Raw genomic sequence first — 23,674 nt, forward strand, 5'->3', positions numbered from 1 at the left:
GGAGGTCATGGCTCTTACAAGTTTTTGGACGCTGACTGACAGTGCTCCAGGCTTGGCATCGGTACGCTGGAGGCTTCATCGCACGCCAAGCGTCACCATGAAACCTCTGCCTTTGCGACTCGCACCTGCTTCTGCAGCCCTGGGACTGGCCTGCTGGCTGACGGCAGTCAGTGCCAGCGCACAAACCAGTGACTCCACTGCTGCGGCAGACACTGCCGTGGACAAGCCCTCTGCGCTGTCGGGCTGGATGTTTGGCTACGCGCCCCTGGACTGGCATTTCTCCGATGCCAAAAAGGAAAACGATTTCGAGCCCGATGAACAAAAGCATGCCTATGTCTGGCTGATCCAGGCGGAAAAGGAGCTGGACGAGCGCCATATCGCAGGCTTTGCCTATTTCAAGAATTCATTCGGTCAGCCCAGCCAGTACGCCTATTACGGCTGGCGCTTCAGGCCGTTTGACAGCACACCGGGCCTGTTCTTCAAGGTCACGGGCGGCATCATTCACGGCTACAAGTTTCCGTACAACAAGAAGATCCCGTTCAACAACCGGCATGGCTGGGGCATCACGGCCATTCCGGCCGTGGGCTATGACTTCAATCGGAACTGGGGAGCCCAGATCAATGTGCTGGGCAATGCCGGCGTGATGTTCCAGCTCAACTACACGGTTCGCTAAGCTGCTGGGAACGACCTGTCAGGCTCCACGCAGCCTGGCAAAGTCGGGCGCACGCTTTTCCAGAAAGGCCGCAATGCCTTCGCGGGACTCCTCGCTGCCCTGGGCCTCGACCATATGGTCAGCCTCCAGCGCCAGCTGCTGCTCCAGGCTGTGGCTGTGAGCCACCCGGCACAGTGCCTTGATACGCGCAGTCGCGACCTCCGGCCCCTGGGCCAGTTGCTGGGCCAGCTCCAGCGCCTGGGCCAAGGCCTGGCCCGGCTCCGTCAAGCGGTTGATGCAGCCATACGCATGCATGCGCTCGCCGCTGATGCGCTCGCCCGTCAGGCAAAGCTCGGTCAGCAACTGGCGGGACATGAACTCGGCCAGAAACGACGTCGCCCCACCGTCGGGGGTGAGGCCGACCTTCACATAGGCCACCGAGAAAACCGCCGACCTTGCCGCCACCAGCATGTCGCAAGCCATGGCCAGAGACAGGCCCGCACCCGCAGCAGCGCCTTCCACCGCCGCGATCACGGGCTTGGGGCAGTCGCGTATGGCACGCATCAGATGGTTGAGATCCTCGAGCCTGAGACGGCGTTCGGCCAGCGGCATCTCGCGCCGCGTTGCCAGCTGGTTCAGATCGCCGCCAGCGCAGAAATGACCGCCCTCGCCCGTGAGGATCACGGCGGCCACCGAGGCATCGGTGCCGGCCGCACGCAGCGCTTCCATGACCGCGTGGTAATACTCGGGCGACAGCGCATTGCGCGCGGCCTGATTGTTGTTGGAGAGAACAAGAACAGCGCCTTCGCGGCGGGTGACAAGAGCAGGATTCACGGCAAACCTCCTGCATCCGACTCTAGCGATGCCGGCATGGCCGGCCTAGCGGGCTTGTGCCATCTCTTGTCACCTAGCGGACGCCCTCAGCGGCGCGGCCCCCAATGACCACCGCCATGATGCCAGCCGCCAGGGCCATGGTTCCAGCCCCCGTCATGCCAGCCGTAGCCGGGACGTGGCGGCATGGCCCAGCGACCGGGACGCCAGTTGTAGCGTCCGCCGCCCCAGCCCCAGGAGCCGCCGATCCAGACATAGGCCGGCGAGGGAGCCACCGGAATCACCTCGTTGATCAGGGGAGGCGGGGCCATGGGTGCATAGACGTCGCCCGCGACCACCTCGGTTCCATAAGCCGGATAGGCCGGGGCCACCACACAGCCCGTAAGCAGGGCAGCCGAGCCGCCTAGCAGCAAGACCGGCAGCAGGCGGCGGGTCATGGTTTGAGAGATGAGGGACATCACAACTCCTGAAAGTCCGGGGGACATGTAGATGCTCCTACAACGCAAAAGCCCCTGCCAGTTGTTGACAGGGGCTTGTGAAGTAGCGGTAAAGACCGGCTACTGCCGTTTACACATGTGTACGCTTATCGGGCGTTTTGCAGTGCAGCAATGCGCTGCTCGATGGGCGGGTGGGTGGAGAACAGCTGGCCGATGCCGCCGGCAATACCCATGGCCGCCACGCTCTTGGGCAGCTCGCCCGGATGCATGCCGCCCAGACGGGCCAGCGCATTCATCATGGGCTGCTTGCGACCCATGAGCTGTGCGGCACCCGCGTCGGCACGGAACTCGCGCTGGCGCGAGAACCAGGCCACGATCATGGCGGCGACAAAGCCCAGCAAGATATCCAGCACCACGGTGGTGATCATGTAGCCGATGCCGGGGCCGGAGCTTTGTTCGTCGTTGCGGCGCAGAAAGGAGTCGACCGCATAACCGATCACGCGCGAGAGGAAGACCACAAAGGTGTTCATCACGCCCTGGATCAGCGTCATGGTCACCATGTCGCCATTGGCGATGTGGGCCACTTCGTGACCGATCACGGCCTCGACCTCTTCACGCGTCATGCCTTCGAGCAGCCCTGTGGACACCGCCACCAGGGCCGAGTTCTTGAAAGCGCCGGTCGCAAAGGCGTTGGGCTCGCCCTCATAGATGCCGACCTCTGGCATGCCGATGCCGGCCTTTTCGGCAAAGCCGCGCACGGTATTGACGATCCATGCCTCATCGGCGTTGCGCGGCTCGTTGATGACCTGCACGCCCGATGTCCACTTGGCCATGGGCTTGGAGATCAGCAGCGAGATGATGGCGCCGCCAAAGCCCATGATGAAGGCAAAGCCCAGCAGGGCGCCCAGATTGAGGCCGTTGGCAGTGAGGTAGCGGTTGACGCCCAGCAAGCTGGCGACGATGCCCAATACCGCCACCACGGCGATATTGGTCAATAGAAATAAGGCAATACGTTTCATCGAGGGTGTACTCCACACAGGGGACAAAATGGCCAGAACCCCTGAGGCACCGCCTGTGCAGGACGAATGCGCATCAAGCCAGTTCTCTTTCTGGCAGTACCCGTTGTTGTGTTGTTTGTGCGGTACGTGGGGCTCGGAAAACTAGAGAGTCATCATAGAAGGAAAAGTTCTGGTTCTGCAGGCACCAGTCCGGGATTCCCAATATGGGAATTGGTAGATAGGGCTTGCTGGCCAGATTACAAGACTGGGTCCGCAACTGATCGTCCAGCCAGCCGTCGGCCTCGGCCGGCGACGCCAGGCGCGGCGCCTGCTCCAGCGGCACGCAGATCACATGTGCGGTGATGGCCTTGCGCGGCTGAACCAGCTTTTCCAGCAGGGCATGGCCTATGGGCAGAAAGCGCGCCTGCTGCCACAGCGCACGCCGGGCCACGAACAGTTCCTGCCAGCGCTTGTCGCGCAGCGCATCGCACAGTGCCTGAGGCGCCAGCAGCAGGCCGCCGTTTTCGTCCAGCACCGTGATCGAGTCGCGCAATCGCCCGCGCTGCGCCCCCACGCCCTGACGCGCTATCTCGGCCGCCTGCAGCGCGTTGAGCCGTTGCTTGAGCAGCGGCCAGTGCAGCCAGATCAGGCCGTTGAAGAAGTCGTGCAGATTGTCGCGCGTGGGAATGCTGCGCTGGCTGTGGATAAATGCCTCATAGGCCTGACCGGCAGGCAGCTGCAGCTGATCGACGAACTGCCAGCCCGGCAGCAGTCCGTGAGCGGCAGCCACCTCCTGCAAGGCCCGGGCCACGCCGGCACCGCCCTGCACCCGGTCATGCACCTGGCGGCCCAGCACCTGCAGCGAGGCCAGCCAGGGCGCCTGCCAGTCAATGGCCCAATCCGCTGACTGCATTGCGGCTGGCTGCATCAAGGCAGCACCTCGTCCTGATGCCCACGCAGATCGCGCACCGCCACGCGGGCCGTGCCTTCGTCGCGCAGCTCGAACACCTGGGTCGCGGCCATGAGCTTGGTCAGCGAGGCATAGCCATAGTTGCGTGCATCAAACGACAGCTTGTTGCCGATATGCGTTCCCACCGCAGCCACACGCGCCCAGCCAGCCTCGTCCTGGGTGGCCTTGACGGCATCGCGCAGCATGGCGATGAGTTGCCGGTCTTCCTTGAGCATGTGCGAAGGCACGCGCAGCGTGGTGCAGGCGGGTGCGGCCACACCGGTGCCGCCAGCCACCCGGCCATTGCCGGCGTTGGGGTTCGATCCCTGCGGCTGGCTTGCCGCAGGCACTGCACGTGGCACTGCATCGGCCTCCAGAGCCTCGCGGCGTTCGCTGCGGCTGACAATGCCGTCGCCCAGCTCCTTGAGCGCATCGAAATACAGAAAGCGCGAGCAGGCATTGACGAAAGCCTTGGGCGTCTGCTCCGCACCGAATCCATAGACGGCAGCGCCCTTGGCGCGCAGATGCATGACCAGCGGGGTGAAGTCGGCATCCGAGGAGACGATGCCGAAGGCATCGGGCTTTTCGGTATAGAGCAGCTCCATGGCATCCACCGTCATGGCCATATCGGTCGCGTTCTTGCCCTTGGAGTAATCGAACTGCTGCATGGGCCGCACGGCATATTCGAGCAGCTTGCTCTGCCAGCCATGCAGACCGGCCTTGGTCCAGTTGCCATAGGCACGGCGAATATTGATCAGGCCGAAGGTAGACAGCTCGGTCAATATCTCGTCAATCATCTCTGCGGGCGCGTTGTCCGCATCGATCAGCAAGGCAATCTTGGGCTGGACATCGTTGGGCATGCAATCTCCTGAGCGCTGTTTGGCCAAGCCTAACCGAGGCCATGCTCAAAGCCAAATAAAAAAAGGAGCAGCTTGCGCAACTCCTTTATTGATTTCAGACCGAAAACACTTGTGATTCAAGTGAACACAAGCGCTTGCAGCTACTGTTTTTAATCCAGCATCTTCCAGGGCAGGGCTTCGCCGAAACGCAGAGGCTTGAGCTGCGCCCCTTCGCCGTATTCAAAGCTCACGGGCGGCGTCCAGCTTTCCTTGACCAGGGTGATGGTGTCGGTGTTGCGGGGCAGGCCGTAGAAGTCGGCTCCGTTGAAGGAAGCAAAGGCTTCGAGCTTGTCCAGGGCGCCGACGCCGTCGAACACCTCGGCATACATCTCGATGGCGGCGTGGGCGCTGTAGCAGCCGGCGCAGCCGGTCGCGGCTTCCTTCAGATGAGCGGCGTGAGGAGCGCTGTCCGTGCCCAGGAAGAACTTGCGGCTGCCGCTGGTGGCGGCCTGCACCAGTGCCAGGCGATGGGTTTCGCGCTTCAGAACCGGCAGGCAATAGAAGTGCGGACGCACGCCGCCCAGGAAGATGGCGTTGCGGTTGAACAGCAGATGCTGGGGCGTGATGGTCGCAGCCAGGAAATCATCGGCTGCGGCCACGTACTCGGCGGCTTCCTTGGTCGTCACATGCTCCATGACGATCTTGAGCTCGGGGAAATCCTGGCGCAGAGGCTTGAGCTGCTGCTCGATGAACACGGCTTCGCGGTCGAAAAGGTCGATGCTCTGGTCGGTCACTTCACCGTGCACCAGCAGCACCAGGCCTTCGCGCTGCATGGCCTGCAGCGTCGGGTAGATCTTGCGCAGATCGGTCACGCCATGGTCGGAGTTGGTCGTGGCACCTGCGGGATAAAGCTTGCAGGCCACCACGCCGGCCGCCTTGGCTCGCACGATTTCCTGAGGCCCCAGGTTGTCTGTCAGATACAGCGTCATCAGCGGCTGGAACTGGCTGCCTGCAGGCACGGCCGACAGAATGCGGGCGCGGTAGTCCGCTGCCATCTCCGCCGTGGTGACCGGGGGCTTGAGGTTGGGCATGATGATGGCACGGCCCATCTGGCGGGCGGTGTGCGGCACCACGCAGCGCATGGCATCGCCATCGCGCACATGCAAGTGCCAGTCATCGGGGCGGGTAATCGTGATGGTCTGAGTCATGGCCGACATTGTCCCATCTTCGCTGTCGACAGGCCCGCACTCAAACCCATTCGTGCCCTGCCCCGGACCTGCGCATAGCGCAGTCATAGGTCCACCTCTTGGGTATTTCCCAGGCATTTCTCTGGCATTTGGCGCTGAAATCCTCAAAAATGAAGCCAAGGAGGAGGTCTCATGTCTGTTCCTCAAGCTCTCGCCGGCACACCATTGCGCACCGACTTTCTCAGCGCCAGCGACGCTGCCCGGCTGGTCGCGCGCATCGGCATCACCCAGGTGCTGCGCCTGATCAGCCAAGCCCTGGAGGCCGACTTCGGCCGCTGGCAGGACTTCGACAAAAGCGCGCGCACAGCCGCCCATTCAGCCAGCGGCGTGATCGAGCTGATGCCGGTGGCCGATGCGCGGGACTACGCCTTCAAATACGTCAACGGTCACCCGCACAATCCGCGTCTGGGACTGCCCACGGTGATGGCCTTCGGCGCGCTGGCCGATGTCGCCACCGGCATGCCGCGCTTTGTCAGCGAGCTGACGCTGACCACGGCCTTGCGCACTGCCGCCACATCCGCCATGGCCGCGCGCCATCTGGCGCGCGCCGGCAACCGCAGCATGGCACTGATCGGCAATGGCTCGCAAAGTGAATTTCAGGCTCTGGCCTTCATGGAGCTGCTGGGCGTGCGCGAGCTGCGCCTGTTCGACATCGACCCAGCGGCCTCGCAAAAGCTGCTGCGCAACCTGCAGCCGTTTCTGCCCGGCTTCTCTGCCACGGCCATCGTCTGCACCAGCGTGCGGGACGCAGTGGCCGGCACCGACATCGTGACCACTGCCACCGCCGACAAGACCCGCGCCACAATCATCCCCGGCCACCTGCTGGAGCCCGGCATGCATATCAATGCGGTGGGAGGAGATTGCCCCGGCAAGACAGAGTTCGATGCCAGCGCCCTGCAGCGCGCGCAGGTCTTTGTCGAGTACGAGCCGCAGACGCGCATCGAGGGCGAGCTGCAGCAAATGCCGGCCGACTTTGCCGTGACCGAGTTGTGGCGCGTGCTGCAGAAGCTGGCGCCGGGCCGGACATCGGACGCCCAGATCACCTTGTTCGACTCCGTGGGCTTCGCACTGGAGGACTACTCGGCGCTGCGCACCATGCACAGCCTGGCGCAAGGCGCGGGCCTGCTGTCTCAGATCGAGCTGGTGCCGGAGCTCGCAGACCCCAAGGATCTGTTTGCCATGGTGAGGCAGGCATCGAATCCCCAGATCATCAATCTTGCGGCCCGAAAGACGGCCTGAAGCGGAGCGGCTCATGGCATACACATCGTCCACACTGATCGGTCTGCCCACCGATATCGGCGCCTCGCGCCTTGGCGCGGCCATGGGGCCCGATGCCCTGCGTGTGGCCCAGCTCGGTCCAGCCCTTGAACGGCTGGGTGTGCAGGTCAGCGATCTGGGCAATCTGAGCGGCCCCGCCAACCCGCGTGGCGCGCGCGATGCCCAGGGTCTGCGCAACCTGGCCGAATGCCTGAGCTGGAACCGGATCGCCCATGACGCGGTACTGCAGGTGCTGCAGCAAAATCGGCTGCCCATACTGCTGGGTGGCGACCATACGCTTGCCACAGGCTCCATCAGCGCCGTGGCCCGCCATTGTCGCGCCACGGGCAAGCAGCTGCGCGTGCTCTGGCTGGATGCTCACTCGGACTGCAACACCCCCGAAAGCTCGCCCACGGGCAATCTGCACGGCATGCCGGTGTCAAGCCTCTGCGGACTGGGGCCGGCGGAGCTGGCCTCGCTGTCGGGCACGACTCCCGCCCTGCCCGCCTCATCGTTCTGTCAGATCGGCCTGCGCAGCGTGGACGAAAGCGAAAAGCACATGATCCGAGAGCTGGGGCTGGAGGTCTACGACATGCGGGCCATTGACGAGCTGGGAATGCGTGAAGTGATGCGCCGGGCACTGCTCACCTTGCTGGGACGCAACGACAAAGACATCCACCTGCATCTGAGCTTTGATGTGGACTTTCTCGATCCTGACATTGCTCCCGGCACCGGCACGCCAGTACGCGGCGGCCCCACCTACCGCGAGGCCCAGCTGTGCATGGAAATGATTGCCGATACCGGCCGTCTTGCCTCACTGGACATTGTGGAGCTCAACCCGGCGCTGGACCTGCGCAACCAGACGGCGGAGCTGGTGGTGGACCTGGTGCAAAGCCTGTTCGGCCAGAGCACGCTGATGCGCCCCGCGCCGCAAGCGGCACCCCGCTGAGGCCGGCACAGCACGCGCCACAGGCGGATCAGCCGCCGGCCGCCTGGCGCAGGGCTTCGAGGTCGTGGATGGTCACGCGCCCGTAGGCCGCTTTGATCACGCCCATCTGCTCCAGCGTGCGCAACTCCTTGTTCACGGTCTGGCGCGAGACCGCCACCATGGCCGCCAGATCGCCCTGCGAGATGCGCAGGCTCACGGCCTGCCCGCCTTCGACGGCCTTGCCGTGGATCAGCGCCAGCCGCGCCAGCGCATCGGCCACATGGTTGGCGGTATGGCCCAGAGCCCGGCGCTGCTGGGTGGCGATCTGCTCATGCAGGCGCTCCAGTACCAGCATGCAGACATCGCGCCACAGCGCCGGATGCGCATCCAGCACGGTCATGAACGCCCCGCCCGGCAGGTGCACGAGCACCGTGCCCTCTTGCACCACGAAGTGATAGACGAAGCAGGTGTTGCCCAGCATGCGCACCAGGCTCACGATCTCTCCGGGGCCGTGCAGCGACAGCACGAAGCGCACGCCCGCCGCATCCACGCCCTCCACCGCCAGACGCCCCGAAGCTACCACCAGCACCTCGCGGCGCGATCGCTCGCCGACCATGAGAGGCGTTCGCTTGTCATAGCGCCTCAGCCGCGCCATGGCCACCACTTCGTCCAGCACGTCATCCGGCCAGTGCCTCATCAGCGGGCACAGCCTCAGGGCACGCCGTATCAGCGCCACGGAATTGTCTGCGGGGTGGTGTTTGCGAGGCATGGATCTGTGTGCGCGGGAAACAGGCTCCGGGTTAGTCCCGGGCTCGAGTGCCGCCAATTGTCAAAGCGTTGACAGAGTGCCAACCGCACTGGTTCGGATAGTAGCAGTCACACCGCAGCGCAAGGCTGTGCGCCCGTGCAAAAGCACAAACACAGGAGACATATCGTGAAGCACAAGCAACGGCTGGCCGCCGCAGGCTGGGCCATATTCGGCAGTGCCGCCTGGGCGCAGAGCAGCGTGGAGATCTTCGGCGTCATGGACGTCCATCTCAACAGCGCCCGATCGGGGGCCAAGCGGCTGACACGACTGGAGGACGGCGGCAGCGCCGCCTCGCGCATAGGCTTTCGCGGCGTCGAGGAGCTGGGCGGCGGCTGGCGCGCCCGCTTCCTGCTCGAGGCAGGCGTCACTCCGGACACCGGCATGGGCACCATTCCCGGTCCTTCCCTGGCCTTCACCCGCCAGTCCTTCATCGGCCTGAGCGCGCCCTGGGGCCACGTCGATATGGGCCGCATGTACACGCCCATGTTCAGTGCCCTGTTCCGCGCCGATCCGTTCGGCATGAATTCGCTGTTCTCTCCCACCAACCTCGGCTATAGCACCGACGGCCAGCCGCTCCTGAAGGCCTTTGCAGCGCGCGGCAGCAATCTCGTGCGCTACCGCCTTCCCGAGGGCCAGCCCTGGGTGCTGGACCTGGCCTACTCCTTCGGCGAGGTGCCCTCGCCCAACAGCAACAACGCCCGGCTCTACGGCGGCACCGTGGGCTGGAACCAGAAGCCCTTCTTCATGGCCTACAGCGTCCAGAACTCCACAGAAGGCAGCGCTGCAGCGCCCGTGGCCACGCCGCGCACCAGCCGCTACCAGACGCTGGTGGCCAGCTGGGAGGCCATGCCTAAGCTGCGCCTGAGCGGCAGCTACAGCCGCGCCAGCGTGAACCAGGTCGGTACGGGCCACGCCCGCCTCCTGCAGCTGGGCACGGAGTGGAGCGCAACCTTCACCTCCAGGGTGCTGCTGTCGGTGGCACGCCGCAAGGTCGACGGATCCGAGCGCCGTCAGACCGCCTGGACCCTGGGCTACGACCATTCCCTGAGCAAGCGCACCACGCTGTACGCGCGCTGGCTGCAACTGAGCAACGCGGGCGGCTCCTCGGTATCCATCGCCAATGTGCCCGTGGTGGCTGATAGCGGCAACGGCGTGCGTTCGCTGGCACTGGGCGTTCGCCACAACTTCTGACAGAGGAACTTCATGCAACCATCAATGGACTTCGATTTCGCCGGGCTGGACGCCCTGTTCTCGCCACGCTCCATCGCCGTCGTCGGCGCCACCGACTCGCCGCAGCGCATAGGCGGCATTCCTCTCGACTACCTGCTGCGCTTCGGCTACACGGGCCGCCTGCATGCCGTGAACCCACGCGCAGCCACGGTGCAGGGCCTGTCCGCCCACGCGCGGCTGACCGACATCCCCGAGCCCGTGGATCTGGCCATCGTGGCCGTGCCCCAGGCCCATGTGACTGCGGTGCTCGAGGACGCGGCTGCGGCCCGCGTGCGCTCCATGGTGCTGTTCTCGTCGGGCTTTGCCGAGACCGGCGCTGAAGGCACAGCGGCCCAGCAGGCCCTGCAGGAACGCGCCCGCGCAGCCGGCATACGTCTCATAGGCCCCAACTGCCTGGGCTTCATGCGCCCCGGCCACCAGACCTATGCCACCTTCTCGCCCGCCCCCAATGCAGGCCGCGTCAAACCCGGGCGCATAGGCCTGGTCAGTCAGTCCGGGGCCTTTGGAGCCTATGCCTACAGCATGGCGCGCGAGCGCGGTCTGGGCCTGTCCCTGTGGGCGACCACGGGCAACGAAGCCGACGTGCAGCTGGCCGACGGCCTGGCCTGGCTGGCCCGCGATCCAGAGACCGATGTCATCATGGCCTACATGGAGGGCTGCCGCGACGGCGAGCGCCTGCGCGCGGCCCTGGCGCTGGCGCGCGAGCGCGGCAAGCCCGTGATCATGTTCAAGGTGGGCACCAGCGAGCTGGGTGCGGCTGCGGCCGCCTCACATACGGCATCGCTGGCCGGCAACGATGCCGTCTATGACGCCGTGTTCCGCCAGTACGGCGTGCTGCGTGCACACACCATCAGCGACTTCTTCGCGCTGGCGGCCAGCGCCTCCATCGCGCCGATTCCGCGCAACCGCTCCCTGGGCCTGCTCACCGTCTCGGGCGGCGTGGGAGCCATGATGGCCGACGACGCCAGCGCCGCCGGTCTCGACGTGCAGCCCCTGTCCGAGGCCGCACAGCGCAAGTTGCTCGAATGGGTGCCGTTTGCCGCGCCACGCAACCCCGTGGACATCACGGGCCAGGTCACCAACGACGTCACCCTGCTCGAGCGCAGCGCCGAGCTGATGATGCACGACCGGAACTTCGCGAGCTGGCTGGGATTTTTCGCCGCGGGCGGCCTGTCCGACGCGTTCTGGGCCGTGCTGCGCTGCCTGGTGGAGAAGCTGCGCGCCGCCCACCCCGACACGCTGCTGGCCATCTGCACGCTGTGCTCCGACGCGCGCCGCGCCGAGATGGAAGCCCTGGGCTGCCTGGTGTTCTCGGACCCCAGCACGGCCATACGCTGCATAGGCGCCCTGGCCTCGCTGGCCGATGCGCCGCGCGCCGCGCCGCTGCCGTCGGCTTGCCCGGCCCAGCCCGCGCTGCAGCTGCCCGCGGGCAGCCTGTCCGAAGCCCGCAGCATGGAACTGCTGGCCAAGGCCGGCATGCCCGTGGTGCCCCACCAGCTGGTGCGCACCCAGCAGCAGGCGGCGCAGGCCGTGCAGGCCCTGGGGGGCACCATTGCGCTGAAGGTGGCCAGCGCCGACATCGCGCACAAGTCCGAGGTCGGCGGCGTGGCGCTGAACCTGTGCAACGGCGTGGATGCGGGCGCCGCCTTCGAGCGCATTCTCGCCAGTGCGCGCCAGGCACGGCCCGAAGCGCAGCTGGACGGAGCGCTGGCCGCGCGCATGGTGCACGGCGGCGTCGAATGCATTGCGGGCGTGCACCGCGATCCGGTGTTCGGCCCGGTGCTGATGTTCGGCCTGGGCGGCATCCACGTCGAAATCCTGCGCGACGTGTCGCTGCGCGCACTGCCCATCACCAGGGACGATGCCCTGGCCATGGTGCAGGAGCTGCGCACCTTCCCCATCCTGGCCGGCGCGCGTGGCAAGCCGCCCGCGGACCTGCAGGCGCTGGCCGATGCGCTGGTGGCCCTGGCCGACTTTGCCCAGCGCTGCGGCGACACCCTGTCCAGCGCCGAGATCAACCCGCTGATCGCCCTGCCCCGGGAGCAGGGCGGCTGCGTGGCGGTCGATGCGCTGGTGATAGGCGCCGACCGCTGCACAGTCCCAGCCCGCTGAGCGCGGCCCGCATGTCCTCTGCCCCAACCCAAGGATTCGCATGAAGACCCATCACACCCAAGCCCCGGCCGCTGGCGGCCACAACGACCGCGCCATGCAGGGCCTGCCTGCAGGCAGCTGCGCAGCCGGTTCCACCACCGGCAACACAGGCCTGTCCCGGCGCAGCTGCCTGCTGCATCTGGCGGGCCTGGCTCCCGCACTTGCTCCCGTATTCGCCCTGGCTCCGGCCGCCGCACGCGCCCAGGGCAGCTACCCCAGCCGGCCCGTGCGCATCATCGTGCAGTTCGCGGCCGGCGGCTCCTCCGACATCCTCGCGCGCACCCTGGGCGACGGCCTGTCCAAGCGCCTGGGCCAGCCCGTCATCGTGGAAAACCGCAGCGGCGCGGGCGGCATCATTGGCACGGACTACGTGGTCAAGAGTGCTGCCGACGGCTACACCCTGCTGCTGACCGTGCCCGGCCCCATCGCCGCCAACCTGGTGCTGTACAAGAAGCTGCCCTACGACCCGCGCACCGACCTGCGCATGGTTTCGGACGTGGCCGGCCAGCGCACCGTCATGGCCGTGCACTCCTCCGTGCCTGCCAGGACCTTTGCCGAGCTGATCGAGCTGGTGCGCAAGGCGCCCGGCGACTACGCCATGGGCTCCTGGGGCGCGGGCACGCAGCCGCACCAGATACAGGCCTTCATGGAGCGCAAGTACGGCGTCAAGGTACTTCACGCCGCCTACAAGGGCGAAAGCCCCATGGTCTCCGACCTCATCAGCGGCATGATCCAGATGACCTCGGCCTCCATCTCCACGCTCAAGCCCTATATCGAGTCCGGCCGGCTGCGCGCCCTGGCCGTGCCCGGCACCAGCCGCGCCACCGCCCTGCCCGACGTCCCCACCTTTGCCGAACAGGGCTTCAGGGATGACGTCTACACCTTCATGGCGCCCACCTCGCTGATGGCTCCGGCCAAGACGCCCGACGCCATCGTCGAGCGCATAGGCCGCGAAGTGGCCGTGGTGGTCCGACAGCCCGAGATGCTGCGCCGCCTGCAGGAAATGGGGGCCGACCCCATAGGCAACACGCCCGCCCAGGCCGCCAGCGACTACCAGTCCTACCTGCCCGTCGCCATTGCGCTGACCCAGTCCACCGGCGTGCAGCCGAACTGAAGCCCCGCACTCTTTCCCCGAACGCCCTCCTGTTCCTTTTGCAAAGGTAGATTCCATGACCCAGTCCATCACGACCCTGCAGCACGCGCGCCAGGCCCTGGCCCGCTCCATAGGCCAGGCCGCCTTCGTCTACGGCTACCCGCTCACCGAGACCTACCGCACCTGCGCCCTGCAGACCGCCGAGCAGGCGCGGCTGCGCCCCGGCAGCTCGGCCGGCTCGGATGTGCGCGCGCCCATGAACACGCTGCACCATGCGCCGCGCCCTTCCACCCACGAGGACCGCGACGTGGTCACTCCGGCCAACGACCTGCTGTATTCCATGGCCTGGCTGAACCTGGAAGGCGGCCCCATGCTGCTGACCATTCCGTCCTCGGCCCGCCATCCGGGGCGCTACTTCGTGCTGCCGCTGTACGACGCCTATACCGAGAACTTCGAGAACCTGGGTCCGCGCAACTGCAATCCCGAAGGCGAGACCGTGGTCCTGCTCGGCCCCGGCGGCCAGGTGCCGGCATCGATGTCCCATCTGCGCGCGGTGCACTGCCCCACCCACCTGGTCTGGCTGATAGGCCGCATCCTCGCAGGCGACGAGAGCGACTGGCCCGCAGCGCGCGCTCTGCAATCGGAAATACGCCTGGAGCCCGCGCACGGCACCGTGCTCCAAGGACGCCCCGCCGCCATCGCGCACTGGTGCGGCGAGCCCGTGGACGCCATGGCCGCAGCCTTCGAGAACGGCGAGCCCGCGCAGCAGGTGGCGCCGCGCTTTTTCACCAATCTCTGCCAGGCGCTGGCCGAGGCCCCCGGCCGCATCGAGGACCGCGGCCTGCTCGCCTGGCTGGGCCAGGCCGGCCTGGTGCCCGGCGTGCCTTTTTCCTGGGAGGCGCTGGACGATCCCACGCGCGCCGGTCTCATCGAAGGCTTTGCCGACGGCGTGCAGACCGTGGCGGCCATGGGCAGCAACCGCCGTCCCCGGCCGTGGACCATGACGACCAATACCGGCCGCTACGGCAGCCACTTCCTGATCCGCGCCCGCACCGCCTACCTGGGCCTGGGCGCGCTGGCTACCACCGAGGCCATCTACTCCGCCTCGCACTACGACACCGACCTCAAGCCGCTCAACGGCCAGCAGCGCTATGTGATGCGCTTCGAAGCGGGCGACCTGCCTCCGGCCGATGCCTTCTGGTCCGTGACGCTGTATGACAGCGACCGCTTTCTCTACCCCAACGACATCCGCCGCCACGCCATCGGCGACCGCACGCCAGACCTTCAGTTCGGCGCCGACGGCAGCCTGGAGATCGGGATAGGCCACGAGCGCCCTGACAACAGCACTGCCAACTGGCTGCCCGCCCCCTCCGGCCGCTTCTATCTGATACTGCGCATGTACTACCCGCGCGACGGCGTGCAGAGCTGGCGCATTCCCGCCCTGCAGGCACAGGCGGTGCACGCATGACCGCCATGACCGCCACCTCAACGGCCGCCGAACTGCAGGCCCTGGCCGAGCAAGCCGTGACCTGGGCCTACCCGCTCTACGAGATGCGCCGCATGCGCGCGGCCACCTCGCCCCGGCGCACCGAGGCTGGCCTGGCCGCGCCCGAAGGCATGCGCTGGTGCAACCTGTTCACCCACGCGCGCCAGCTGCTGCGCGCCGGCACCAGCCGCGTGGTCACACCCAACAACGACACGCTCTACACCAATGCCTGGCTGGACCTGGGCGCAGGACCGCTGGTCATCGACGTGCCCGACACCGCGGGGCGCTACTACGTGCTGGGCCTGCTGGACTTCTACACCAATCCCTTCGCCCACATAGGCCCACGCCTGACCGGCACCCAGGCGCGCTCCTTCCTGGTTACGCCGCCGGGCTGGAGTGGCGCGCTGCCCGCGGGCTTCGATGCGCCCGGCGCCCACATCCAGGCGCCCACGCGCTGGCTCTGGATCATAGGCCGCATCCTGGTGGACGGCCCCCGGGACCTGGCGGCCGTGCATGCGCTGCAGGACGGCTTCAGCATGGCCCCGCTGGCCGACTGGCTGGCCGGCCAGGCGGCAGTCGCGCCCGCACCCCGCGCCTTTGTGCCGGACTGCGACCCCCAGGCCACGGCCACGGCAGCCCACTTCGCTGCCCAGGTCAACGCCGCGCTGCGGGAGAATCCGCCGCCCGCGGCGCAGCGCGAACTGGTGGAGCGCTTTGCAGCCGTGGGCCTGGGCAGCGGCTGCACCGGGCCGCACGAGGAGCAGGCCCCGGTCCTGCAACAGGCGCTGGACGCCGTGCTGATGCGGCTGCGCAGCGCACAGTCCGGCACGAGCCAGGCTTCGGGCTGGATCGTGCCGCCGCTGGTGATGGACAGCTTCGGCGACGACTACGCCACCCGCGCCCAGGTAGCGCTCAAGTACATAGGCATGCTGGACGGGCGCGAAGCCGTCTACCCCATGGCCTGGACCGATGCCCGGGGCCAGCCCCTGGACGGCGGCTCGCGCTACTGCCTGCGCTTCGCACCCGAGACCCTGCCGCCCGTGGACGCGTTCTGGTCCATCACCCTGTACGACGCGCGCAGCTACATGCTGGTGGACAACCCGCTGGACCGCTACGCCATAGGCGACCGCAGCACGGACCTTCGCCGCGACGCCGACGGCGGCCTGAGCCTGCACATACAGCACGCCGCGCCGCACAGTGAATCCGCGCGCGCCAACTGGCTGCCCGCGCCAGAAGGCCGCTTCTACCTCTGCCTGCGCGCCTATCTGCCGCGCACCGACATGCTGAACGGGCGCTACGCACTGCCGCCGCTGCAGCGCCTGAACGATGAACAGGAGACCTGACATGGACAGCAAAGACGACGACAAGCCCTTCCTGCTCGTGGGCACGGGCAGCGAAACCGTGGCCCCGGGCCTGCACATGCTGCGCGGCCAGGGCCAGTCCTTCGTGGCCGAGACGGACGCCGGCCTGGTGGTCGTGGACGCCGGCCCCGGCGGCTCCGTCACCCAGGGCATGATCGACAGCCTGCGTGCGCTCAGCGACGCCCCCGTGCATGCGCTGTGCTACAGCCACGGCCACATCGGCTACAACGCCGGCGTGCCTCAGTGGCTGGAGCATGCGCGCCAGCGCGGCGAGCCCGCGCCCCGCCTCATCGCCCACCGCAACGTGCTGCGCCGCCACGCACGCTACCGCGAGACCGAGGCCCTGCAGCACCGCATGGCCGAAGTGCAGTTCAACCGCTCACCCGGCTTCTTCGAGCGCCGGCTGGCCATGCACGAGCCCACCGAAACCTTTGACCAGCGCCTGGTCATAGGCAGCAGCGAGCAGCGCATCGAACTGCTGTGGGCTCCGTCCGAGACCGACGACGCCATCGCCCTGTGGAGCCCCGCGCAGCGCGTGATCTACGGCGGCGCGGCGCTGCTGGACTCCATTCCCAACATCGGCACGCCGTTTCGCACGCTGCGCGACACCGTGCGCTGGGCCGGAACGCTCGAAGCCCTGGCCGCGCTTGATCCGCGCATCGCCGTGCGCGAATTCGGCCCCCTGATCGAGGGCGAGGCCGAAGTGCAGAAGGTGCTCACCCACACGGCCCGCGCGCTGCGCTGGCTGCGCGCCAAAGTGGTCAGCCTCATGAACCAGGGCCTGGGCGAGCAGCAGGTGCTGGCCCGGATGCACTACCCCGAGGAGCTGTTCGGCGTGCCCTGGATGAAACCCACCTATGGCGACCCCAGCTACATCGTGCGCGACATCTACCGCTCGGAAAACGGCTGGTGGGACCGCAATCCCACCACCCTGCACCCCGAGCCACCCGAAGCCGTGGGCGCCGCCGTGGCACGGGCCATCACCGACAAGCCCGCCGTCATCGCCAGCGCCCAGGCCCTGGCCGACGCCGGCCAGTGGCAGCTGGCCCTGCACGTCATCGACCTGCTGGCCACCGCCCATGGTGACGCGCCCGAACTCGCCCAGGCGCGTGCCCTCAAGGCCGCCTGGCTGCGCGAGCGCGCGGCCCAGGTCGCCAGCTATGTATCGCGCAATCTCTACAAAGTCAGCGCCGACATGATCGAGCAAGGCACGCAGGGCCGCTTCGGCATCCGCTAGCCCTCCCGCTAGCCAGTCCCATCCAGGAGACATCCATGCACCCTCAACCGCACCACCTGCGCCGCTGCCTGGCCCTCGCCGCAGCGCTGGCCTCCGCCACCTGCGGCACCGCCCATGCGCAAGGCACCGCCGGCTACCCCAGCCGGCCCGTGACCCTGATCGTGCCCACGGCGGCGGCCGGCGGCACCGACACCATTGCCCGCCTGTTCGCCGACGCGCTGGGCAAGGCCATGAAGCAGCCCTTCGTGGTGGACAATCGCCCCGGCGCCAACGGCATCATCGGCGTCGATTCCGTGGCCAAGGCCCCGGCCGACGGCTACCGCCTGCTGTTCACCTACGCAGCCACCATGGCGGTCAACCCCAGCCTCTACCGCAAGCTGCCCTACGACCCGCTCAAGGACTTCGTCCCCATCGCCCAGATCGGGCGCGGCGGCAACCTGCTGCTGGTCAGAAAGGAGCTGCCCGTCAAAACGCTGCAGGAATTCGTGAGCTATGCCAAGGCTCATCCCGACACGCTCAACTACTGCTCCTGGGGCCTGGGCTCGGGCGGCCACCTGACCATGGAAAGCCTGAAGAAGCAGGCCGGCATCACCATGACCCACATCCCCTACAAGGGCTCCAGCCCCTGCGTGCAGGACATCATGGGCGGGCAGGTGGATGCGGGCTTCGGCGACACCTCCTCCACCGTGGAACTGGTCAAGGCCGGCCGCGTGAAGGCGCTGGCGCACAGCAGCTCGGGGCGGCTGCCGTCCCTGCCCGAGGTGCCCTCCATGACCGAGGCCGGCTACCCATTCAAGAACTACTCGTGGTACGGCATCTTCGCGCCGGCCAAGACCTCGCCGGCCATCGTCGCGCGGCTCAACGAACAGGTGCTGCGCGCGCTGCGCGACCCGGCCCTGATCCAGCGCATGCGCGAACTCAACTTCTCGGACCTGCCGCTGACCACGCCCGAGCAATTCACCCAGACCCTGCGCCAGGACCTGGACGACTGGAGCCAGCTGGTCAAGGAAACCGGCGTGCAGCTCGACTAGCGCGCGCCAGCCAGGCCGCGCCTGATGCAGACAAATTCACATTAAAAATAGGAGCTGTCATCGCTCACCAGTCAATAAATCTGAATACTTTCATATCCATATTTGTTGATTGAAAAGCGATGCAAGCTCATCTTTTTTCAAACCTTCTCATGACGGGACCATGAAAAAAGGCGCTCACGAGGAGCGCCTTGGGCCCAGAGGGCAGCAGCATCAATGCTGCAGGATCTTGTTGAGGAATTCCTTGGTTCGCGGCTGACGGTTTTCGGGATGGCCGAAGAACTCTTCCTTGCTGCAGTCTTCCAGAATCTTGCCGCCCACGTCCATGAAGATCACACGGCTGGCCACCTTGCGCGCAAATCCCATTTCGTGGGTCACGCACATCATGGTCATGCCTTCGTTGGCCAGGCCCATCATCACGTCCAGCACTTCGCCGACCATTTCGGGATCCAGTGCCGAAGTGGGTTCGTCGAACAGCATGACGATGGGATCCATCGACAGAGCGCGCGCAATAGCCACGCGCTGCTGCTGACCACCGGAGAGCTGGCCGGGGAACTTGTCCTTGTGAGCGGTCAGGCCCACGCGGTCCAGCATCTTGAGGCCACGGGTCTTGGCGTCGGCAGCACTGCGGCCCAGCACCTTCATCTGTGCGATGGTCAGGTTCTCCGTCACCGACAGGTGGGGGAACAGCTCAAAGTGCTGGAACACCATGCCCACGCGGCTGCGCAGCTTGGGCAGATTGGTCTTGGGATCATGCACTGCCGTGCCGTCCACAAAGATCTCGCCCTTCTGGAAAGGCTCCAGCGCATTGATGGTCTTGATCAGCGTGGACTTGCCGGAGCCCGAAGGGCCGCACACCACCACCACCTCGCCCTTGTTGATATTGGTGGAGCAATCGGACAGCACCTGAAAGCTGCCGTACCACTTGGAAACGTTCTTGAGTTCAATCATTTTTCACTCCGACTTTTGTCAGTGATCCATCGCAGCGCCTGCAACGGGCTCGGTCAGGCCAGGGACGGCCAGCAAGGGCCGCCCCGCAGCCGAGGCCGTCGTCCTCCTTGAGGGGGAGGGCGCGAAGCGACTCAGGGGGTGTTTCATCGAATAATGGCAATCTTCTTGTGCAGACGCTTGACGAACCAAGACAGTGCAAAGCAGATCACAAAATAGGTCACGGCAGCCGCCAGATAGGATTCGATGGGTCGGCCGAAGTTCTTGCCGGCGATTTCGAAGCCCTTGAGCATGTCGTAGGCACCGATCGCATAGACCAGCGAGGTATCCTGAAACAGGATGATGGTCTGGGTCAGCAGAACGGGCAGCATGTTGCGGAAGGCCTGAGGCAGCACCACCAGACGCATGTTCTGACCGTAGGTCATGCCCAGCGCCTGGCCGGCAAACACTTGTCCACGCGGAATGGACTGGATGCCGGCACGCATGATTTCAGAGAAATATGCTGCTTCGAACGCCACAAAGGTGATGATGGCCGAAGTCTCCGCACCGATGGGCTTGCCGATCAGCATGGGCATCAGCAGGAAGAACCACAGAATCACCATCACCAGCGGGATGGAGCGCATGCCGTTGACATAGATGGTGGCAGGCAGGTCCAGCCACTTCTTGCCCGACAGGCGCATCAGCGCCAGCAAGGTGCCGAAGAAGATGCCGCCCAGCGTGGCGATCACGGTCAGGGACACGCTGAAATACAGCCCCTTCAGCACAAAGTTGCTGAACAGGTCCCACGAGAAAAACGACCAGTCGAGGTTGAGATTCATATCAGTGGCCTCCACCGCTGGCTGCAATCAGGCCGGGAACGCGAGAACGCTTCTCGATGAAGGCCATGATGCGGTTGATGATGAAGGCAGAAATCACATACAGACCTGTCACAGCCATATAAATTTCGACGCCACGGGCTGTCTCTTCCTGGGCCTGCATGGCGAACATGGTCAGTTCGGCCACGGACACGGCAAACGCCACGGACGAGTTCTTGAACACGTTCATGGCCTCGCTGGTCAGCGGCGGAATGATGATGCGAAACGCCATCGGCAGCAGCACATAGCGGTAGGTCTGGAAGGTCGTGAACCCGACGGCCATGCCAGCATACCGCTGGCCCCGCGGCAAAGCCTGAATACCGGAGCGCACCTGCTCGGCAATACGGGCAGAGGTGAAGAAACCGATCGCAAACACCACCAGCACAAAGCCCGGCAGGGACTTCATTGCGGGGAAGATGGCCGGAACCACGTGGTACCAGATGAACACCTGGACCAGCAACGGAATATTGCGGAACAACTCCACCCAGGCATTGCCCAGGCGCACTATCCACGGACGATCGGGCAAGGTACGCAAGGTACCAATGACTGCGCCCAGCACCAGAGCGATGACCAGCGACAGCAATGCCACCGACACGGTCCAGCCCCAGGCAGACATCATCCAATCCAGATAGGTGATGTCACCGTTCTTGCCAAAACAACTCTGCCCGACCTCTTGGGTAATGGTGTCCTGACAGAACACCTGCCAATCCCAACTCATACGAGCACCTCTTTCATTCTTGGTTTATGAGGGCAAACGCTCACACCGGCCCTCGCAACAAAAAAGCCCCTTCTAACCGCTTGGCAGAAGGGGCGGTACACCTATAGGCGGGATTACTTGACTTCGTAAGCTTCCATGGGCTTGTCGTTGGGGTGAGCCCACGCATCCTTGGTCGCTGCCGACAGTGGCAGACCCACCTTCACGTTGTTGGGAGGAATGGGCTGCAGGAACCACTTGTCGTACAGCTTGGTCAGAGAGCCGTCCTTGATCTGACGCACGATGGATTCGTCCACAGCCTTCTTGAAGGCGGGATCGTCCTTGCGCATCATGCAGGCGATGGGTTCCACCGACAGCACTTCACCCACGATCTTGTAATCGTTGGGAGCCTTGGACTTGGAGATATTGGCGGCCAGGATGGAGCCGTCCATGATGAAGGCATCGGCACGGCCGGTTTCCAGCATCAGGAAGCTGTCGGCATGGTCCTTGCCCATGACTTCCTTGAAGGTCAGGCCGTCAGCGCGCTTGTTCTTGCGCAGGGTCTGCACGGAAGTCGTACCCGTCGTGGTCACGATGGTCTTGCCGTTCAGGTCCTTGATGCCGGTGATGCCGGAGTTGGCACGGGTGGCAATGCGCACTTCTTCCACATAGGTGGTGAAGGCGAAGGCTGCATCCTTCTGACGAGCCGTGTTGTTGGTGGTGGAGCCGCACTCGATGTCCACGGTGCCGTTCTGCACCAGAGGAATACGGTTTTGCGAGGTCACGGGCTGGTACTTCACTTCCAGCGCGGTCAGGCCCAGTTGCTTCTGGATGTCCTTGAGAATGCGCTCACCCATTTCGGTATGGAAGCCTACATATTTGCCATTGCCCAGCGTATAGCCCAGGCCGGACGATTCACGCACGCCCAGAGTGACGCTGCCGGAGGACTTGATCTTGGCCAGGGTGTCATTGGCCTGGGCAAACACGGTGCCAGTTGCCAGTGCGGTTACGGCGATGGCCAACAAATGCTTCTTCATACGGATCTCCTATTGGTAAGGACCAAAAACGCTTGCCACTCCTTAACGCATCGCCCTTTGTGAGGGTGGACAGGTTGCGTTAACAAATGTACTGCACACATTGTGCAGTCATGAAGATGGCTGAAATGCAATCATTTCTAAGACTTTTCCCGTAGGTGATTCAGGAACGCAACCACCTACTCACAGCCTCAATCTTGTGTTGCAAAGCAGCACCTCTTTTTGTGCAAGTTGCGAACTCTAATGCTTTCGTGATTTCACAAGCCAATGCCGATGGCAAAAATCCTTATGCGCAACTTGCATATTCAGTATTAACCCGATGCATAACATTAGGGTTTTCACCAGTAAAACACCTGAAATCACGACAAGCTGGTCACACAAGCAAAAAAAGGGCCAATTGGCCCTTTTGGAAGAAAAGCAACACTCGATCAGGTTACACAGCCTTGACCTCGCCACCCGCAATCTCGCCCTGCTCCTTGAGGAAGTTCCAGAGCGCAGCCGCTCCTCCCTGCGGGGCATCACCCGTGGGTTTTTCCCGATAGGCCCGCACTTCCATGTCCATCTGGAAACCAGTCACACCTTCCGGCACTGCACGCACCAGTCGACCGGACTCCAGATCGCCGCGAACTGCGCTGTAGGGCAGAAAGGCCACGCCATGACCTTCCAGCGCCATGGCCTTGAGGCCTTCGGCCATATCGGTTTCATAGACGCGCTCCAGGTGCACGGCCTCGGCCGCCTCCTTGAGGATCAGCTCCGTCACCCGCCCCAGATAGGCTCCAGCGGCATAGCCCAGGTAAGGCAGCGGCTGACCCTGACGGCCGGGCAGGACAAAGATGGGGTTACCGTTCTCGTCCGGCTTGGAGTAGGGAGCCAGCACCTCATGCCCCAGGCTCACCATCTCATAGCGCGAAGGGTCCAGCTGGAAGGGCTGGGAAGAGTGGTAGTAGGCAATCAGCAGATCGCAGCCGCCTTCCACGAGGCGCATCACCGCATCGTGCACATTGAGTGCGAACAGACGGCTGCGGAAGGGGCCGAACTTCTCGTGCACGGCCGAAACCCAGTTCGGGAAGAACGTGAACGCCAAAGTATGCGGGACGGCAAAGCCCACCATGCCCTTGCCCGCACTGACGTGGGCACGCAACATGGTTCGGGTGCTCTGCAAGGACTGCAGTATCTCCAGCGCCTGCTCGTACATGGTCTTGCCTGCTGGCGTCAGGCGCGTCGGATACGAGCTTCTGTCGACCAGATCGGTTCCCGCCCAGGCCTCCAGCGCCTGGATACGGCGCGAGAACGCAGGCTGCGTAACGTGGCGCAGCTGGGCCGAGCGGCTGAAACTGCGGGTTTCAGCAAGGCTGACAAAATCTTCAAGCCATTTGGTTTCCATAGACTCTCATTATCCGCTGCCCTGCACCAAAGCTGTGCAACGGAGGTAATCCTTGTTGGCTAGTCAACGGGACCAATCACAGACTCGACGATGAGCCATGCCTTGGTCGCCAGATCCTAGGGTAATGCCTGCCGCCGGACGTAAGCCCTGCGACATAGATACCTTGATAATATTTGTTCACATCTATCCGGTGTGTCTACTCGCTCCAAGCCATCCCGGCGCACAACG

General features: G+C 65.0%; 22 protein-coding genes. 10 read left to right on the plus strand and 12 right to left on the minus strand.

Annotated elements, in window-relative coordinates; genetic code table 11:
* Nucleotides 1-97 precede the first annotated feature (97 nt).
* Complete coding sequence (locus DFO48_RS09770) at nucleotides 98-673, plus strand: hypothetical protein (RefSeq protein WP_114863242.1); 576 nt, start codon at nucleotides 98-100, stop codon at nucleotides 671-673.
* Nucleotides 674-691: 18 nt separating this feature from the next.
* Here the strand turns inward: DFO48_RS09770 and DFO48_RS09775 are convergent, their stop codons facing one another.
* The 6 genes from DFO48_RS09775 to pyrC form a co-directional block, all read right to left on the minus strand.
* Complete coding sequence (locus DFO48_RS09775) at nucleotides 692-1,486, minus strand: oxepin-CoA hydrolase, alternative type (RefSeq protein WP_003081219.1); 795 nt, start codon at nucleotides 1,484-1,486, stop codon at nucleotides 692-694.
* A gap of 86 nt (nucleotides 1,487-1,572) precedes the next feature.
* Entirely contained in the window at nucleotides 1,573-1,941 is a 369-nt protein-coding gene (locus tag DFO48_RS09780) for a YXWGXW repeat-containing protein (protein ID WP_114863243.1), read from the minus strand.
* A 125-nt stretch (nucleotides 1,942-2,066) separates the two neighbouring features.
* A complete protein-coding gene (gene htpX, locus DFO48_RS09785) occupies nucleotides 2,067-2,939 on the minus strand; it encodes a protease HtpX (protein ID WP_003068113.1) in 873 nt (290 codons plus the stop codon).
* A 73-nt stretch (nucleotides 2,940-3,012) separates the two neighbouring features.
* Nucleotides 3,013-3,831 carry a DUF3025 domain-containing protein gene (locus tag DFO48_RS09790; RefSeq protein ID WP_114863507.1) on the minus strand — a complete coding sequence of 273 codons (819 nt, stop codon included), beginning with the start codon at nucleotides 3,829-3,831 and terminating at the stop codon, nucleotides 3,013-3,015.
* Between the two features lie 14 nt (nucleotides 3,832-3,845).
* Nucleotides 3,846-4,727 (minus strand): NYN domain-containing protein, encoded by an 882-nt coding sequence (locus DFO48_RS09795; RefSeq protein WP_114863244.1) that lies wholly within the window; start codon nucleotides 4,725-4,727, stop codon nucleotides 3,846-3,848.
* Nucleotides 4,728-4,876: 149 nt separating this feature from the next.
* Nucleotides 4,877-5,923: a dihydroorotase gene (pyrC, locus tag DFO48_RS09800; protein WP_114863245.1), complete on the minus strand. Its 1,047-nt coding sequence runs from the start codon at nucleotides 5,921-5,923 to the stop codon at nucleotides 4,877-4,879.
* A gap of 162 nt (nucleotides 5,924-6,085) precedes the next feature.
* Between pyrC and DFO48_RS09805 the strand changes: the two genes are divergently transcribed.
* Together DFO48_RS09805 and rocF are read left to right on the plus strand one after the other, a co-directional pair.
* A complete protein-coding gene (locus tag DFO48_RS09805; protein WP_114863246.1) occupies nucleotides 6,086-7,192 on the plus strand; it encodes an ornithine cyclodeaminase in 1,107 nt (368 codons plus the stop codon).
* 13 nt (nucleotides 7,193-7,205) lie between these two features.
* Nucleotides 7,206-8,159: an arginase gene (gene rocF, locus DFO48_RS09810; protein WP_114863247.1), complete on the plus strand. Its 954-nt coding sequence runs from the start codon at nucleotides 7,206-7,208 to the stop codon at nucleotides 8,157-8,159.
* Between the two features lie 28 nt (nucleotides 8,160-8,187).
* Here rocF and DFO48_RS09815 read toward each other — a convergent pair whose 3' ends face one another.
* Nucleotides 8,188-8,907 (minus strand): Crp/Fnr family transcriptional regulator, encoded by a 720-nt coding sequence (locus DFO48_RS09815; protein ID WP_114863248.1) that lies wholly within the window; start codon nucleotides 8,905-8,907, stop codon nucleotides 8,188-8,190.
* A 165-nt stretch (nucleotides 8,908-9,072) separates the two neighbouring features.
* Here DFO48_RS09815 and DFO48_RS09820 point away from each other — a divergent pair, with 165 nt between their 5' ends.
* From DFO48_RS09820 to DFO48_RS09850, 7 genes are all read left to right on the plus strand, one after another.
* Complete coding sequence (locus DFO48_RS09820; protein ID WP_114863249.1) at nucleotides 9,073-10,137, plus strand: porin; 1,065 nt, start codon at nucleotides 9,073-9,075, stop codon at nucleotides 10,135-10,137.
* 12 nt (nucleotides 10,138-10,149) lie between these two features.
* A complete protein-coding gene (locus tag DFO48_RS09825) occupies nucleotides 10,150-12,288 on the plus strand; it encodes an acetate--CoA ligase family protein (protein ID WP_114863250.1) in 2,139 nt (712 codons plus the stop codon).
* Between the two features lie 94 nt (nucleotides 12,289-12,382).
* A complete protein-coding gene (locus DFO48_RS09830; RefSeq protein WP_115597223.1) occupies nucleotides 12,383-13,441 on the plus strand; it encodes a tripartite tricarboxylate transporter substrate binding protein in 1,059 nt (352 codons plus the stop codon).
* A gap of 55 nt (nucleotides 13,442-13,496) precedes the next feature.
* Nucleotides 13,497-14,888: a DUF1254 domain-containing protein gene (locus tag DFO48_RS09835; protein WP_114863252.1), complete on the plus strand. Its 1,392-nt coding sequence runs from the start codon at nucleotides 13,497-13,499 to the stop codon at nucleotides 14,886-14,888.
* Nucleotides 14,885-16,249, plus strand: coding sequence for a DUF1254 domain-containing protein (locus DFO48_RS09840; RefSeq protein WP_114863253.1), 1,365 nt, complete (start codon nucleotides 14,885-14,887; stop codon nucleotides 16,247-16,249). The genes DFO48_RS09835 and DFO48_RS09840 overlap by 4 nt, the downstream gene beginning before the upstream one ends.
* Nucleotide 16,250: 1 nt before the next feature.
* Complete coding sequence (locus DFO48_RS09845) at nucleotides 16,251-17,504, plus strand: alkyl sulfatase dimerization domain-containing protein (protein ID WP_114863254.1); 1,254 nt, start codon at nucleotides 16,251-16,253, stop codon at nucleotides 17,502-17,504.
* Nucleotides 17,505-17,539: 35 nt separating this feature from the next.
* Complete coding sequence (locus DFO48_RS09850) at nucleotides 17,540-18,535, plus strand: tripartite tricarboxylate transporter substrate binding protein (protein ID WP_114863255.1); 996 nt, start codon at nucleotides 17,540-17,542, stop codon at nucleotides 18,533-18,535.
* A gap of 210 nt (nucleotides 18,536-18,745) precedes the next feature.
* Here the strand turns inward: DFO48_RS09850 and DFO48_RS09855 are convergent, their stop codons facing one another.
* From DFO48_RS09855 to DFO48_RS09875, 5 genes are all read right to left on the minus strand, one after another.
* Nucleotides 18,746-19,483: an amino acid ABC transporter ATP-binding protein gene (locus DFO48_RS09855; RefSeq protein ID WP_003068099.1), complete on the minus strand. Its 738-nt coding sequence runs from the start codon at nucleotides 19,481-19,483 to the stop codon at nucleotides 18,746-18,748.
* 143 nt (nucleotides 19,484-19,626) lie between these two features.
* Entirely contained in the window at nucleotides 19,627-20,298 is a 672-nt protein-coding gene (locus DFO48_RS09860) for an amino acid ABC transporter permease (RefSeq protein ID WP_003068096.1), read from the minus strand.
* 1 nt (nucleotide 20,299) lies between these two features.
* Nucleotides 20,300-21,052, minus strand: a complete 753-nt coding sequence (locus DFO48_RS09865) for an amino acid ABC transporter permease (protein ID WP_003068095.1) — start codon at nucleotides 21,050-21,052, stop codon at nucleotides 20,300-20,302.
* A gap of 113 nt (nucleotides 21,053-21,165) precedes the next feature.
* A complete protein-coding gene (locus DFO48_RS09870) occupies nucleotides 21,166-22,065 on the minus strand; it encodes a transporter substrate-binding domain-containing protein (protein WP_003081253.1) in 900 nt (299 codons plus the stop codon).
* Between the two features lie 430 nt (nucleotides 22,066-22,495).
* Nucleotides 22,496-23,446, minus strand: a complete 951-nt coding sequence (locus tag DFO48_RS09875) for a LysR family transcriptional regulator (RefSeq protein WP_003081255.1) — start codon at nucleotides 23,444-23,446, stop codon at nucleotides 22,496-22,498.
* Nucleotides 23,447-23,674: the final 228 nt, after the last annotated feature.

Origin of the sequence: Comamonas sp. AG1104, assembly GCF_003350425.1 — a bacterium.
GTDB classification, from domain to species: Bacteria; Pseudomonadota; Gammaproteobacteria; order Burkholderiales; family Burkholderiaceae_C; genus Comamonas; species Comamonas testosteroni.